Genomic DNA, 15,349 nt, shown 5'->3' on the forward strand with positions numbered 1-15,349 from the left:
GCACGTAGGAATTCTGATTGCGCCGCACCTCGCTGTCGCAGATTGCATCGTCGTGATCTTGGTGTCCGCTTCTGTCTGCTATCGTTCTCTATTGAACGCGAGATGATAGCAAAAGAGGAAGCGTCAATGGGCGTTATGATGCAGGCGTTCTATTGGGACTGTCCGGTTCTCGAAGGTCAGGCGTTCGCTTGGTGGAAGCTTGTCAAACAACGGGTTCCAGCGCTCGCCGCGGCGGGTTTTACCGCGCTCTGGCTACCGCCCGCCAATAAAGCTGCCTCCAATACCTCGATGGGGTACGATCCGTACGATTATTTCGATCTCGGGGAATTCAACCAGAAAGGTTCGGTCGCAACCTGGTTCGGTACAAGGGACGAACTGGCCGCACTGATCGACACGGCCCACGGGGCTGGAATGCAGGTCTATGCGGACTTCGTCATCGACCATTGCAGCGGCGCGGACGCCCAGGAGGTCAGCGCTGTGGATGGGGTTAGCCGCTGGACATTGTTTACGCCGAAAAGCGGCAAGTTCCCGCGCAACAGCGAGAGCTTCCACCCATCGCGCTACGAGAGCTGGGACCAAGGTCAATTCGGAGGCATGCCGGACCTCTGCCATCGGAACCCTGCCGTCTATACGGCCTTGCTTGAGTGCGCGGAATGGATGATCAACACCGTCGGCTTTGACGGATTCCGCTTCGACTTCGTCAAAGGCTACGGACCCTGGATGGTTCGCGCCATCCAGGAACTCAGGGGCTTGCGCGGAACGCAACCGTTCAAGCCATTCTCTGTCGGTGAGTGCTGGGACGAAAGCCGGACCATTGATGACTGGCTCACCGAGGCCAACACGTGGTCGGACAATCCCGTGCGTGCCTTTGACTTCCCGTTGCGCTATCGCCTTAGAGATCTGTGCCAGACATATGGCTTCAGCCTTAGACGACTGACCGATCCGGGAACCGTCCTCATCGGCCGCTCAGACGGCGCGGACCTGGCCGTCACCTTCGTGGAGAACCACGATGTGGTCCGGAACGATCCCATCATACACGACAAGATGCTGGCATATGCATTCATTCTAACGCAGCGAGGATATCCTACCATTTTCTGGCAAGATTACTATAATTGGGGGCTTGCATTGCCAGGAGAGGTGAGTGGAATCGATGCCTTGGTACGAATTCATGAAGATTACGCGGCAGGAGATGTTCATATTTTATATGTAGATGATGATCTTTATATCATGCAGCGTTTGGGGTATGGCGAAAAGCCTGGACTTGTGTTTGTTTTAAACAACCGAGGGACTTGGAACGGCGCATCAGTACAGACGAAGTGGTTGGACACCGATCTGCGGCCGGCGGCGTGGCGTGGCCAGGATTTGGGCCAGCCCATGCCAAAGCGGACCGGCTCCGACGGATGGACCGACCTCTGGGCCCCACCACGAGGCTATGCGGTTTACGTGCCTCGTTAGCGTCACAGGTTGTTGGAGATTGCCTTGCGTTGGCGGACTATGTTCGCCATACGTCATCGGGCCATTGTGCCAAGCCGCGCAGCGCTATTGGGGTGCAGGGGCCTTGTGGCCCCTGCCGGGTCCAGGGCAGCGCCCTGGTCTTCCTTCAGTTGCGCATCGAGTGCATCAAGTATCCTGGGCAAGGCCTGCCGCAGCGCGGCGACGCGTCCGGCGAGTCCGTTCAGATCGCCGCGCCGGGCCGCGGCGCCGGTGGCCTCGGCGAGATCGAACACGGCACTGCAGCCGACATAGCTGGCGCCACCCTTCAGCTTATGGCTGAGGTCCCGGACGGCAGCGGTGTCCTCGGTGGCGAGGGCATCCGCCAGCGCCGCCAGGGTTGCCGGCGTGGTTTGGCGATAGAGGGCCAGCAGCCGCTGCGCACTGCCCAGCCCGAGATCCGCGGCCTGCTCGTGCAGCGGCACCGGTGCGGGCGGGCGCGGCGGCCCGGGCGGCACCACGCGGCCGCAGGCGAAGGCAATGGCCCGGTCGAGGTCGACGCGCCGGAACGGCTTGCCGATGAACATGTCCATGCCTGCATCGAGGCAGGCCTGCACGTCGGTCTGCACTACCTGCGCCGACAGCGCGACAATCGGCACCCTGCGCTTGCGCGGATCCGCCAGCGCGCGGATCCGGCGCGTGACCTCGATGCCGTGCATGTTCGGCAGATAGAGATCCATCAGCACAAGATCGTAGTCATGCGCGGCCAGGGCGGCGAGGGCGGCCTCGCCCCCCGTCGCCACGGTGGCGTTGTGGCCGGCGGTATGGAGCAGGCCGGTCGCGACCATCGCATTCACCTCGTTGTCCTCCACCACCAGCACGTTCAGTGCCCGCCCGGCGCAGGGGGAGGGCACAGCAGCGGTGACCGGACGTGCCGGGGCGCCGGCTTCTTCTACGCGGCGGTACGGCAGGGTGAACCAGAAGCAACTGCCCTGACCGGGGCGGCTGCTCACGTCCAGCTCGCCGCCCAGTCGCTCGATCAGGCGCCGGCAGATCGCCAGGCCCAGGCCGCTGCCGCCGTAGCGGCGTGCCACCGAGCTGTCCGACTGGGTGAAAGGATCGAAGATCGTCGCGAGCTTGGATTCCTCGACGCCGATGCCGGTGTCGGTGATGGTGAAGCGCAGCCGGCAGGTGTCATCCGCACCGGCGATTTCCTCGATGGCGAGGCTGACGCTGCCCTGGTCGGTGAACTTGATGGCGTTGCCGATGAAGTTGATCAGGATCTGCCGCAGCTTGCCCGGATCGCCGATGACCACGGGCAAGGGCGGCAGGGTGGCGAGCAGGCGCAGCCGCGGCTTGCGCGCCGCCAGCGGCCGCATCAGGCCGAGCACGCTCTCCGCTACATCGGCCACCGGGAAAGAGATCTCCTCGACATCGAGCACGTCGGCCTCGATCTTCGAGTAGTCCAGGATGTCGGAGATCACCGAGGAGAGCAGTTCCCCCGACTGGGTGATCGCATCCAGCCGGGCCCGGTCCCCGGCGGAGAGGTCGCTGTGGCCGAGCAGCTCCGCGAGTCCGAGGATGCCGTGCAAGGGGGTACGGATCTCGTGGCTCATGGTGGCGAGGAAGATCGACTTGGCGCGGTCGGCGGCGCGGGCTTCCTCGCAGGCACGGCGGTATTCCGTGACATCGCTCAGGATCATCACCGTGCCGATGACGCGCTCGCTGACATCGAGCAGGCGCTGCGACTTGATCTCGAACCAGCGGGGGCCGAGATTGGTCTGCAACTGCTGCTCACGCACGGGCAGGTCGATGTCGAGCAGCCCGGGCGGTAACCGAACCTGTTCCTGGCTGTAATAGACCATGCCGGGTGCGGAGCGTTCGGCGAACAGGCTGGTCGCCGCGCAGTTCATGTTCTCGACCTCGCCGGCGACGTCGAGCAGGATGACCGGGTCCTTCAGGCTTTCGAAGATGGTCAGGTACTTGCTTTTTTCCTCGGTCAGGGCGCGGTTGCGGATGCGGAGCTGATCAAGGGCCGCATCGCAGGTCTGTCCGGTCCATTCCTCGCAGACACCGATTTCAATGCGATCGAAATAATTATCGATGATGCGACGGTACGATTCCAGATCCTCGCGTTCGAGGCCGGCTTCGTCGAGCAGGTCCTGGTAGGAACGGCGGTAGCTCTTGAGATTGCCGAGGAACATCGCCAGCGGAATGCCGCGGGCGCGGTGGCGGCTGCCGGCTTCGATGCCGTACCAGGCAACGGGGTCACGCCCCGGTACCGTATCGGCCGTCAGCGGGGAAAGCTGGCGCCCTTCCCGCAAAGCCCGCAGCAACGCCGCGGAGAGGCCGCGCATCGAGGCGAGCCAGGCTTCCTCGAACGGGGCGGAGAACTGCATGTAGCCCCGCACCTTGCCGTTGCGGGTGAGATGATGCAGCAGCCGGTCTTCGCCGTGGGTGATGATCTCAGCGAGAGTCGGCATCAGGAGGCGCCCTCTTTCGGATGGTGTCTGGGCTCGGGGGAGATCCCCCCGAGCCCGGACAGCATACGCGATTTCAGGTGGAGAGAGAGGCTCCGCCGCAGACGACGATCTGCTGGCCGGTGATGGCGCCGGCCTCGGGGGAGAGCAGGAAGGCGGTCAGCGCGGCGATCTCCTCCGGTTGCACGAAGCGGCCGATCGGCGGGCGGCGCGGGGCAACGCCGGCGCGGGCGGGATCGTGCAGCATCGGCGTGTCGGTGGCGCCCGGGGCGACCACGTTGACGGTGATGCCGCGCGGCGCCAGTTCGGCACCCCAGGAGCGGGCGAGGCCGAGCAGCGCCGCCTTGGTGGCGGCATACTGGCTGCGGCCGGGCGCGCCATTGGCGACGCGGCTGCCGATCAGCACGATTCGCCCGCCGTCCGGCAAATGGGGGGCCAGCGCATCGGCGAGGCGGGTGGCGACATCGACGTGCAGGTGCCACATCGCCGCCCCGGCCGCGTGGTCCAGTTCACCCAGCCGGCCGACGCGCAGCACCCCGGCCGCATGCACCAGCGCATCCGGCCGGAGATCACCGAGGCTGGCGATGTCGCCGTCGAGCAGGTCGAAGGCGCGATGGGTGAAGCGCGGATCGACGAGGTCGGGCGGGCGGCGGCTGAGACCGGTGACCGCCCAGCCCTCGCGCAGCAGGCGCTGCGCGATCGCGAGCCCGATGCCGGAACTGGCACCGGTGACCAGGGCGTGCCGGGGCGGCGGGGCGGTCACTTGCCGTGGCTCCAGTCCTCGGCGAGGCGGATGTATTTGATGGTCTGCCGGAAATAGGTGAAGGCGATGTGCAGCTTGCCGTCAGAACCCTGCTTGATCGAGGGGTAGGAGAATTCGCGGTTGAGGGATTCCCGCGAGTTGTTGGTCAGGCAGTAGCCGTCACCGGTTTCGAGGTCGCGGCGATGCGGCCAGGTGGCGCCGCCGTCTTCGGAAATCGCCAGCGTCAGCGGCGCCCGCGGCGCGCCCCAGAAGGCCGTGCGATGCGTGGGCGGCTCGGCCGGGGCGGCCTGGGTGTCGTCCTCGCCGATATCGTCATAAAGCGAGATGCGGCGCGCCACCGCATCGGCGGCGCTGGAATTGTTGAAGACCAGCGCGAGATGCCCGTTGGCCAGGGCGGTGAACTGGATCGAGGAATTGTTGTTCGGCAGTTCGGTCGGCACCGGTGGCGTCCAGCTCCGGCCGTGGTCATGCGAGCGGCTGAGATAGATGTTGTCGGCCCAGCGGCTGCGGAACAGCGCCAGCAGCGAGCCGTCGGCCAGCTTGTCGATGTTCATGTGCACGCAGCCGGTGCTGGCCGGCACCTCGGCCTCGGTCCAGGTCCGGCCGCCATCGGCGGAGATCTTCACCGCACTGGTGTCGAAGTCGCCGACCCATTTCACGCCGGAACGGCCGTTGCAATAGAACACCGGCAACAGCCACTCGCCGCTGTCGAGCACGACGACGGGCTGGCGGATGAAGGTGCCGGAGCCTTCGCGCGGGCCGAACAGCGTCTCGATCGGGCCCCAGCTCTCGCCGTTGTCGGTGGAGAGGCGGCGGCGCACGATGGCGGTGTCCTGGTTGCCGGAAATCTGCGCCGTCCACAGCAGCCAGAGTTGCCCGTCCGGGGCGGGGAAGAGCAGCGGGTTCTGTTCCGAACGGCCCGGGTCGTCGGAGAGCTTCACCGCCGGCGTCCAGTGATCGGTGCCGGCGGGAAGGCGGGAGAACCAGACCGAGATGTCGGGGATGCCTTCCTGCGTGCCGCCGAACCAGACGCAGGCGAGGTCGCCGTTGGGCAGCGGCGTGATGTTGGCGGCGTGGTTCTGCACGCAGGGCGAGGGAAGGTAGGCTTCTTCCCGGGCGGGATCGGTGGCGGCGGGGGCGATGTGGCCGGTGCGCGCGGCGAGGGCGGCGGCAATGGCGGGGTCGATGGGGGCGGGGCTGGTCACGACGTTCCTCGTTGGGGGGATGGACCCGGGGAGAGTGGTCCCGCCGGCGGGGCGACCCGGCGGGACCGTGGGTGGGTCAGCGCACGGCTTCGATGGCTGCCTTGTTCTGCCAGCCGAGGGCCCATTCCAGGCCCATCACCAGGATCGGGGTGACGGCGGCAACATACATGTTGTCGATGCCGAAGGGGTTGCCAAGTGCATACCAGACCGTGGTGGCGACGGCGGCGGCAATCAGGCCGAGCGTGGCACCGCGGTTGCTGCGGAAGGCCGGCAGGTAGAAGCCGATCAGGGCGACGATCGAGATCGACAGGCGCAGCGCCCGGGTGAAGAAGGACAGCTTGAGGATGGCAGGCACGGCGAAGACGAAGACCAGCGGCACCACGCCAATGACCAGCGAGATCCAGCGGGTGGCGCGCAGCTCCTGCTCCGGGGTGGGCTTGAAGCGGGGCACGTAGAAGTCACGCACGATCAGCGAGGCGATGGCCAGGGCCACGGTGCAGACGCTGACGAAGACCGAGGCGATCAGGCCGACGGCGACGACGCCGGCAAGGATCGGGTTCATGCCCTGCAGGAACACCGGCAGCGCATAGAGGCTGTTGATGCCAGGGTGCAGGTATTTCGCGGCGACGCCGATCAAGGCGAGCGCGACGCCGAGCGGGAAGCAGAGGGCGGCGGCATAGAGGCAGGAGCGGCGCGCGTCATTGGCGCTGGCCGAGCCAGAGATCGCCTGCACGATGAACTGGGTGGAGAAGATGGCGCCAACCGTGCCGAAGGTCCAGGCGATGATCGTCGCCGGGCCGATCTTGCCGTCCCAGGTGAAGTAATGCGCCGGCATCTGGTCCATCATCGGCTGGATGCCGCCGGTGGCATAGAGCGCGACGCCGAGGATCAGCCCAACGCCGACCACCTTGATGCCGGTGTGCAGCAGCGTGACATAGGCAACGCCCTTCAGGCCGCCGAAGACGAAGTAGAAGGTGCTGACCGCGGCGATGATGCACATGGCCACCGGCAGGTTGATCTTCATCACCGTGGAGATGGCCGCGGCGCCGCTGATGTAGTTGCCGACGTTCACCAGCAGCAGCGCATAGATCATGATGATCGAGACAGTCAGCATGGTCGAGCGGCCGTATTTCTGCGCGATCGCCGCGGAGATCGTGTACTCGCCTGAGCCGTACAGCTTGCGCACGAAGAACAGGCCGAACAGCAGGAAGCCGATCGAGGCACCGATCACCGACCAGGCCGATGCAATGCCGGAATTGAAGGCTTCCTGCGCGGTGCCGACGGTTGATTTCGCGCCGACGAATTCCGACATCAGCAGGATGCCGATGACCGCGGCGGGCAGGGCGCGGCCGGCTACCATGAACTGCGCGCTGGTGCGGCTGCGCAGCCGCACCGTGAGCCAGGAGGTGAATAAGATGTAGGCGATGATCATCGCGACGATGATCGCCGTGTCGATGCTGCCAAACTCGCTCATCTTGAACGGGCTTTCTTGGTTAAGGGTCGTTGCGTCGCGTGCCCACGACGAAATTGGTCAGCAGGCGGCGCGGTAGATGTTCAGGATCTGGTCGCGGCTGAGCTCGCGCGGGTTGTTGTCGAGCAGCCGGCGAATGGCATGCGCCTCGTCGGCCATCGCACCGAGATCGGCTTCCGGCACGCCGAGGCGGGAAAGACGCATCTCCACGCCCAGCGAGGCGCAGAATTGATGGGCGACGTCGAACACGTCCCGCTCGGACGTGACCGCCGGCAGGCCCAGAGCGGCGAGGATCGCGGCGGTGCGTTCCGGCACGGCAGGGGCGTTGAAGGCCAGCACATGCGGGAAGATCAGCGCGTTGGCGGCGCCGTGGGCGATGTGGTGGCGGGTGCCGAGCGGATAGGCGACGGCATGGCCGGCGGCGGTGTTCACCGGGCCGAGGCAATAGCCGCCATAGAGCGAGGCCAAAGCGAGGCCGCTGCGTGCCTCGAGGTCCGATCCGTCGGCGATGGCGCGCGGCAGGAAGCGGCCGACCAGGCGCACGCCTTCCAGCGCGTAGAGGTCGATCAGCGGATGGGCGCGGCGGTTCGTGTACGCCTCGACGCAATGCGCCAGCGCATCGACGCCGGTGGCGGCGGTGACGGCGGGCGGTACCGAGAGCGTCAGCTCCGGGTCGACCACGGCAAGGTCGGCAAGCATGTGCGTGCTCTGCACCGCGAGCTTGTTGCGGGTGGCCGGGGCGGTGACCAGGGCGCGGGTGCCGGCCTCGCTGCCGGTGCCCGCGGTGGTGGGCACCTGCACCAGCGCACAGGCGCGACCGCGCACGCGTTCGGCGCCGACCACGTCGGTCAGGGCCTGATCGCTGCCGTGCAGCACCGCGACCAGCTTGGCGAGGTCCATGGCGCTGCCGCCACCGAAGCCGATCACCAGGTCGGGCTGCACTGAAGCGGCCGCCGCCAGGGCCGCTTCCAGGTTGGGCACGTCGGGTTCCGGGCGGACCTCGCCGAACACGGCGATGTCCGGGCTAAGTCCGAGGGCGGCGACACGGCTGACATTGAAGGCATCGGCGATGACGAGCGGGCGGGCGCAGCTGCGCGCCCGCGCCCAGCCGGCGATGCCGGCAAGCGTGCCGGGGCCGAAGGCAAGGGTGGTGGGGCGGAGGATCTCGATGGGGCGAAGAAGGTCTTGCATCGGGGGGGATCCGCTGGAGATGCGCGTCAGGCGACGAGGCGGGCGGCGGCGAGGCGCTCGGCGTAGTCGATCGCCTCGACCAGGCTCAGTTCGTTGGCGATGCCACGGCCGGCGATGTCGAAGGCGGTGCCATGGTCGACCGAGGTGCGGATGATCGGCAGGCCGAGCGTGATGTTGACGCCGCTCAGCGCTTCCCAGGTGCCGGTGGCCGGATCGACGTTGAAGCCGAGCAGCTTGACCGGGATGTGCCCCTGGTCGTGGTACATCGCCACCACCGCGTCGAACTGGCCGGCGCGCAGCTTGACGAAGACGGTGTCGCCGGGCACCGGCCCGACCACGTCCATGCCCTCGGCGACGCAGGCGGCGATGGTGGGGGTGCTGACCTCGATGTCCTCGCGGCCGAACAGACCGCCCTCGCCGGCATGCGGGTTGAGCGCCGCCACGGCGATGCGGGCGCGGGCGACACCGAGGTCCTTCAGCGCGCGGTGGGTAAGATCGAGGACGTAGCGCAGCCGCTGCGGCGTGAGCTTCTTCGGCACGTCCTGCAGCGCGACATGCGTGGTGACGTGGCTGACCCGCATGTTGCCGTGCGCCAGCATCATCACCGAACCGGAGGCACCGGTCAGCGCGGCAAGCATGTCGGTGTGGCCGGCATAGTGGTACCCGGCCTTGTTCAGCGCCTCCTTGTTCAAGGGCGCGGTCACCAGCCCGCCGGTGCGGCCGGCCTCGGTGAGGCGCACCGCGCGCTCGATGGCGAGATAGGCGAAGCGGCCGCCATCCTCGTTGAGCACGCCGGGCAGGATCGGGTTGCCTTCCGGCCCCGCCTGCAGGCAGGCGAGCGCGGGCCAGGCTTCATCCTCGGTGATTTCGGGGATGTCGATGCCGAGGTCGAGCTGCGCCTGCGCCGCCCGCAGCGCCGGCGTGCTGCCGATGACGAGCAGGCGCAGGTCGCCGGCCTCGATGCGGGGGCGCAGGTGCGCGCAGGCCTTGACGATGATCTCCGGCCCGACGCCGGCCGGATCACCCATGGTGATGGCGAGATGTGGCTTCATGCCCCCGGTTCCTTGCTGTTTTGTTCGATGTTGTCGGCGATGCGGCGCAGCAGGTCGGGGGCGCCGAAGGCCCCGGATTTCGACACCACAACCACGCCATCCCAGGCGCCGCCACGCATGATCGAGCACGGCACGCCGGGCTGGAGCTGGCCGCGGACCTCGAGATGGGTGGCGCCGAGCGCGGTGCAGATCGCCCGCAGCGTCTCGCCGCCCGCGACCACCAGGGTGCGGGGCGGGGCGAGCCGCGGCAGCAATGCCGAGAGTTCGCGGTCGATCCAGGCGGCGGCGGCGACGCGGTCGGTGCCTGCGGGCAGATCGAAGCTGGCCAGCGCGGTGCCGGTGGCGGTGAGGCGCGCGGCAAGGCCCGCCGCACTGGCCGCGTCGCCGCCGGCGAGCGGAAGATGATGCGCCCTTGCTTCCCGCAGTTGCGCGGCGGTGACCGGATGGTCCGAACCGAACAGGCCCAGCAGCGGCGCGGGAAACGGCCCGTCGAGATCGGCCGGCGCGCCGGCGAGCAGGGCCGCGAGGCCGCCGCTGCCGCTCCAGAGCACCGGCCCGGACAAAGCGCGGCCGGCGGTGGCGATCTGGTGCAGGTCGTCCTCGGTCTCGGCATCCCACAGGCTGACCCCCGGCGGCACCGTATCGCCGGGCCGGACCAGGGTGACGACGATGCCATGCCGGGCCAGGGTGTCGTGCAATGGCTCGCCGACGGGCCGCCAGCCGGCACCGTCACGGGCGTATTGCTGGCCGGCGCGGGTGATGCGCCCCTGGAAGGGAAAGGCGGGGGCGATCAGGCAATGCGCCGGGCGCAGCTTCTGCAGGCCGGCGGCGAGGCCGGTGGCCCCATGGCCACGCAACAGGCTGTCGAGCTTCCAGAAGGCGACGGTGTCGGGCGTCGGCGCGAGGGCGGCGGCGAAGGCGGCCGCCGTCGCGGCGGTCGCCTTCTTGTCCTGCTCGCGCGTGGCGATATCGAGCGCAGCGCTGGCGGGGAGGGCGCCTGCGGGCGGCGCCCAGAACACCGCCACCTGCCCCGCCCGCGCGGCGAAGCACGCCGCGCTGTCCAGCGCCCCCGTCAGGTCATCGGCGACGAGACGGAGATGCATTCAGCCCTGCCGCATCCGCTGGGTCAGCGCCGAGGCGGCGCGGGTGATGATCGAGGTGTCGGTGGCCACCGCGATGAAGTCGACACCCTCGGCGACGCGGCGCGCCGCCTCGGCCTCGTTGGTGGTCAGGTAGCCGCAAGGCTTGCCGACCGCGCGCAGGCGGCGGAAGGCGTCGTCGATCGCGGCCTGCACCTCCGGATGCTGGGCGTTGCCGAGATGGCCCAGCGAGGCGGCGAGGTCGGAGGGGCCAATGAAGACACCGTCCACGCCTTCGACCGCGGCGATGGCTTCCAGGTTGCGCAGGCCGGCTTCGTTTTCGATCTGCACCAGCACGCAGATGTCGTCGGCGGCGCCGCGGAGATAGCCGGTGTCGAGCCCGTAGCGGGCGGCCCGCGAGGCACCGGAGACGCCGCGCACGCCCTGCGGCGGATAGCGCGTGTAGCTGACCGCCAGCGCGGCTTCCTCGGCCGACTGCACATAGGGGAACAGCAGCGAGCGGGCGCCGGCATCGAGCACGCGCTTGACCAGCACCATGTCCGACCAGGCCGGCCGCACGATCGGGCTGACCCCGGTGCCGTTCAGCGCGCGCAACTGCGAGATCACGTTGGGCAGCTCGTTCGGCGAATGCTCGGTGTCGATCAGGATCCAGTCGAAACCGCAGCCGGAGAACAGCTCTACCAGCTCGGTGCTGGCGAGGGTGGAGAACAGGCCAAGCTGCTGGCGCCGGCCGAGGTCACGCTTGAAGGGGTTCATCGGAGGGGCAGTTCCTTTGTCACGAGGTGGCGCCGACGGAGATCGCGCCGGCTGAAAGCCGCACGGCGGTGCTGAGCTCGCCGGCGATGCGCTGCGCCGCCGGCAGGGCGGCGGCGACGAATTCGGCGAGCGGCGCCCGCGCCGCGTCGATGGTGAAGCTGATGCCCGCGATCGGCGAGCCGGTGGCATCGAGCACCGGGGCGGCGACGGTACGCAGCCCATAGGCGTTCTCGCCATCGGAGACGGCGTAGCCCCGGGCACGGATGTCGCGCAGCCGTGCCAGCAGCGCGTCGAGATCGGTGAGGGTGCGCTCCGACAGCTTGACCCGCTCGACGCTTTCCAGCAGCGCGACCTGGCGCGGCTGCGGCAGGTAGGCGAGCTGGACCTGACCGATCGCCGCGGCATAGACGGGGATGCGCCGTCCGGGGCGGCGGTCGATGTCCTGGCGCATCTGCCCTGATTGCACGCGTTCGAGATAGACGACGTCGGGGCCGTCGAGGATCGCGAGCGAGCCGGCATCGGCGAGGGCGGGCACGCATTCGCGCAGCAGCGGTGCCGCATGCGCGGGAAGATCCTGCGAGGCCAGCGCCAGATAGCCGAGTTCCAGGCATTTCAGGGTGAGCCTGAACCGCTTGCTGGTGGGCACGGCACAGAGATAGCCGAGCGAAACCAGGGTGTGGATCAGCCGGAACGCGGTGCCGCGGTCGAGCCCGGCACGCGCGGCCACCTCGCTGATGGTCAGTTCCGGCAGTGTCGGGTCGAAGGCGCGCAGCACGGCGAACACCTTCGCTGCCGACTGCACCAGATTCTTGCCGTTCTCAACCATGCTGGCCCGTCCCTTCGGGTTGGAGACCCGAACCGCACCCCGTTCCGATGTTCGGAATGCGAACACTTGTTTGTATACCGATCATTCAGCGCCTGCCTGAAAGTTGCGTCAAGGACTTTCTTGTTGCCCGAAAAGGCGGTTTCGCTGGGAATTATTGTGCGATGCGGCATGGGGCGGTCGGGAGTGAGGTCCGACAGCGGAGGGGCCGCAGAGCAACGAAAAAGGCCGGAGGCAACTGCGTGCCTCCGGCCCTGGGGGGCGATGAAGGAGCGAGGCGGGCGGCGTCAGCCGAGGCTGATGCGCACGCCCAGCGCGGCGATGAACCGGGCCAGCCAGGCCGGATGGGCGGGCCAGGCCGGGGCGGTGATCAGGTTGCCATCCGCCACCGCCCCGTCGATCGCGATCTCGGCGTAGCGGCCGCCGGCCAGCGCAACTTCCGGCGCGCAGGCCGGATAGGCCGAGACCGTGCGGCCGCCGATCACCCCGGCCGCCGCCAGCAACTGCGGGCCATGGCAGACCGCGGCGATCGGCTTGTTGGCCTCGGCGAAGGCACGGATCAGCGACAGCACGCGCGGGTCGAGGCGCAGATATTCCGGCGCCCGGCCACCCGGGATCACCAGCCCGTCATACTGGTCGGCGGAGACGGTGTCGAAACCGGCATTCAGCGTGAAGCGATGGCCGGGCTTCTCGGTGTAGGTCTGGTGACCTTCGAAATCATGAATGGCGGTGGCGATGTGGTCGCCCGCCTGCTTGCCGGGGCAGACGGCATGCACGGTCAGCCCGACCATCTGCAGCGCCTGGAACGGTACCATGGTCTCGTAATCCTCGGCGAAATCGCCGACGAGCATCAGGATCATCTTCTTCGTCAAACCCGCCTCCTGTTGTTGCGACGGCGCCCTGGCGCCATCGGATCGATCCGGCATGCGACGGTGACCCGGCCCGGGCCCGCCGCCGGCGCGGAGGCCAGCTTCTGCCGGCCCGGAGGGCATCCCTGGAGTCAAGCCGGCGTGAGCAGGTCTGCATGCGGACGCATGCAGGCTGAGGAAGATTTCAATTTACACCAAGCAATCATTACAAAGGTAATCGCAGTGATTATTGAATGATTCTTCGATCATTGCAGATTTCGGATTCGGCAAATACTTGCGGTGGCGGTTGGTTTTGCCTAGAAATCGGATCTCTTCAATAAGTGGAAGCAGCGGGGGTTCGATGCAGGATGCGAAGGAGGAAGCGCGGCTGGACGCGTTGCGGCAGCTCGACCTGCTGGACACGCCGCCCAGCGAGGCATTCGACCGCATCACCCGCATGGCGGCCCGGTTGTTCGACCTGCCGATCGCCGCCGTGTCGCTGACCGATCTCGACCGGCAATGGTTCAAGTCCCGCGTCGGGGTCAGCCATACCCAGATCCCGCGCGATCGCGCCCCCTGCGCCCAGGTCGCCGAGAGCTCCGGCGTGCTGGTGATCCCGGACCTGCTGGACGATCCCTGGTACCGCGACAGCTATCTTGCCGGCACCGGCGTGCGCTTCTACGCCGCCGCCCCGCTGATCACGCGGGAAGGCCATTGCCTGGGGGCGATGTGCGTGCTCGGCATCGAGCCGCGCCAGGCCAGCGGCGCGGAGATGGCGGCGCTGGGCGACCTGGCGGCGATGGTCATGGCGCAGATCGAGCTGCAGCACGCCTTCGGCCGCGTCGATCCGTTGAGCGGCCTGCCGAACCGCAACCAGTTCATTGAGGACCTGGAGGACCTCGCCCGCGACCGCCCGGCCGATGAGCCGCGGATGGTGGTGCTGGTCGACCTGGCCGGCCCCGAGCGCCTGAGCGCGACCCTGCGCGTCATGGGCTCGGCCCATGTCGACGAGGCCATCCTGCGCGCGGCCCGCGTCCTGCGCGCGGCGATGGGGGCGGAAAAGCGGATCTATCACGTCGGTCCGACCCAGTTCCTGTTCCTTGCCCCGCCCGGGGCCGACGCGACGCGGATCGCCGCCGGGCTCGACGCCACCCTCGTCGTGCTCGGCGGCGATGTCGGGCCCGGGCTGATGACGGACGCGGTGGCAGGCATCGCGCCCTTCCATCTGGGGAAGGTGATCCCGCGCGACGTGTTGCGCATCGCCCACGGCGCGGCCGAGGATGCCCGCCTGACGGGGCAGCGGACCGGCCTCTATTCCCAGGAACAGGACAAGGCGCACCGACGCCGCTTCCGCCTGCTGCAGGATTTCGCCCAGGCAGTCACGCGGCCCGGCCAGTTGCGCCTCGTCTACCAGCCGCGCATCGACCTTGCGTCCGGGCGCTGCCTCGGCGCCGAGGCATTGCTGCGTTGGCGCCATCCCGAGTTGGGCGAGGTCTCGCCGGGCGAGTTCATGCCGCTGGTGGAGCGTACCGCCATGGTCCACCCCGCCACGGGCTGGGTGCTGGCGGCGGCGATGCGCCAACTGCGCACCTGGCGCGACGGCGGCATCACCCTGCAGATCTCGGTCAACATCTCCACCGTCAACCTCGTCGAGGGAGAGTTCGCCGCGACAGTGCTGGACGGGCTGGTGCGGCACCGCCTGCCCGCCGAATGCCTGGAACTGGAAGTCACCGAAAGCGCGGTCATGCAGGATGCAGGGCGCGCGCTCGCGGCGCTGCAGGCGCTGGCCGATGGCGGCATCCGCCTGGCCATCGACGATTTCGGCACCGGCTACAGCAGCCTGGCGTATCTGCAGCGCCTGCCGGCCAGCGTGGTCAAGATCGACCAGTCCTTCATGCGCGACCTGATGGGCGATGCGCGCCGGCGCGCCCTGGTGGCGGCGATGATCTCGCTGGGCCATGACCTTGGCTACCACGTGGTCGCGGAAGGCGTGGAAAGCGTCGGGGTGCGCGACTATCTCGCTTCGGTCGGTTGCGACGAGGCACAGGGCTACCTGTTCGGCCGCCCGATGGAGGTGGACGATTTCGTGACCTGGGTGCGGCAGGCCGGGGGCGAAGCCGCGCCCGGCCCCGGGCAAGCGGCATCCTCCGTGGGGATGTGACCTGCGGCACAGACGGCCGGCCGGCGTCCCGCTTGTATGGGCACCACACGCAGCGCGTGTGAGCACGT

At 68.2% G+C, this 15,349-nt stretch carries 12 protein-coding genes; 2 read left to right on the top strand and 10 right to left on the bottom strand.

What is annotated here, in order from left to right:
- Positions 1-126: 126 nt before the first annotated feature.
- A complete protein-coding gene (locus NBY65_RS20780) occupies positions 127-1,455 on the top strand; it encodes an alpha-amylase domain-containing protein (RefSeq protein ID WP_150039536.1) in 1,329 nt (442 codons plus the stop codon).
- A gap of 53 nt (positions 1,456-1,508) precedes the next feature.
- On the opposite strand, the gene NBY65_RS20785 is transcribed toward NBY65_RS20780, so the two are convergent.
- The 10 genes from NBY65_RS20785 to NBY65_RS20830 form a co-directional block, all read right to left on the bottom strand.
- Positions 1,509-3,914 (bottom strand): ATP-binding protein, encoded by a 2,406-nt coding sequence (locus NBY65_RS20785; RefSeq protein ID WP_150039537.1) that lies wholly within the window; start codon positions 3,912-3,914, stop codon positions 1,509-1,511.
- A 73-nt stretch (positions 3,915-3,987) separates the two neighbouring features.
- Complete coding sequence (locus NBY65_RS20790; RefSeq protein ID WP_150039538.1) at positions 3,988-4,674, bottom strand: SDR family NAD(P)-dependent oxidoreductase; 687 nt, start codon at positions 4,672-4,674, stop codon at positions 3,988-3,990.
- A complete protein-coding gene (locus NBY65_RS20795; protein ID WP_239002692.1) occupies positions 4,671-5,879 on the bottom strand; it encodes a sialidase family protein in 1,209 nt (402 codons plus the stop codon). The genes NBY65_RS20790 and NBY65_RS20795 overlap by 4 nt, the downstream gene beginning before the upstream one ends.
- A 76-nt stretch (positions 5,880-5,955) precedes the next feature.
- Entirely contained in the window at positions 5,956-7,353 is a 1,398-nt protein-coding gene (locus tag NBY65_RS20800; RefSeq protein WP_150039539.1) for a sodium:solute symporter family protein, read from the bottom strand.
- A gap of 57 nt (positions 7,354-7,410) precedes the next feature.
- Complete coding sequence (locus tag NBY65_RS20805; protein ID WP_150039540.1) at positions 7,411-8,541, bottom strand: iron-containing alcohol dehydrogenase; 1,131 nt, start codon at positions 8,539-8,541, stop codon at positions 7,411-7,413.
- A 26-nt stretch (positions 8,542-8,567) separates the two neighbouring features.
- On the bottom strand, positions 8,568-9,593 hold the full coding sequence (pdxA, locus tag NBY65_RS20810; RefSeq protein WP_150039541.1) for a 4-hydroxythreonine-4-phosphate dehydrogenase PdxA: 1,026 nt from the start codon (positions 9,591-9,593) through the stop codon (positions 8,568-8,570).
- A complete protein-coding gene (locus NBY65_RS20815) occupies positions 9,590-10,696 on the bottom strand; it encodes a four-carbon acid sugar kinase family protein (protein ID WP_150039542.1) in 1,107 nt (368 codons plus the stop codon). The genes pdxA and NBY65_RS20815 overlap by 4 nt, the downstream gene beginning before the upstream one ends.
- On the bottom strand, positions 10,697-11,449 hold the full coding sequence (locus NBY65_RS20820) for an HpcH/HpaI aldolase family protein (RefSeq protein ID WP_150039543.1): 753 nt from the start codon (positions 11,447-11,449) through the stop codon (positions 10,697-10,699).
- Positions 11,450-11,468: 19 nt separating this feature from the next.
- A complete protein-coding gene (locus tag NBY65_RS20825) occupies positions 11,469-12,275 on the bottom strand; it encodes an IclR family transcriptional regulator (protein WP_150039544.1) in 807 nt (268 codons plus the stop codon).
- Between the two features lie 284 nt (positions 12,276-12,559).
- The gene (locus tag NBY65_RS20830) at positions 12,560-13,132 is read right to left on the bottom strand and encodes a DJ-1/PfpI family protein (protein WP_239002694.1); all 573 of its coding nucleotides are present in this window, start codon (positions 13,130-13,132) and stop codon (positions 12,560-12,562) included.
- Between the two features lie 349 nt (positions 13,133-13,481).
- Here NBY65_RS20830 and NBY65_RS20835 point away from each other — a divergent pair, with 349 nt between their 5' ends.
- The gene (locus tag NBY65_RS20835; RefSeq protein WP_150039546.1) at positions 13,482-15,281 is read left to right on the top strand and encodes a putative bifunctional diguanylate cyclase/phosphodiesterase; all 1,800 of its coding nucleotides are present in this window, start codon (positions 13,482-13,484) and stop codon (positions 15,279-15,281) included.
- Positions 15,282-15,349: the final 68 nt, after the last annotated feature.

The sequence above is a fragment of the Rhodovastum atsumiense genome (genome assembly GCF_937425535.1).
In the GTDB taxonomy this organism is placed as follows: domain Bacteria; phylum Pseudomonadota; class Alphaproteobacteria; order Acetobacterales; family Acetobacteraceae; genus Rhodovastum; species Rhodovastum atsumiense.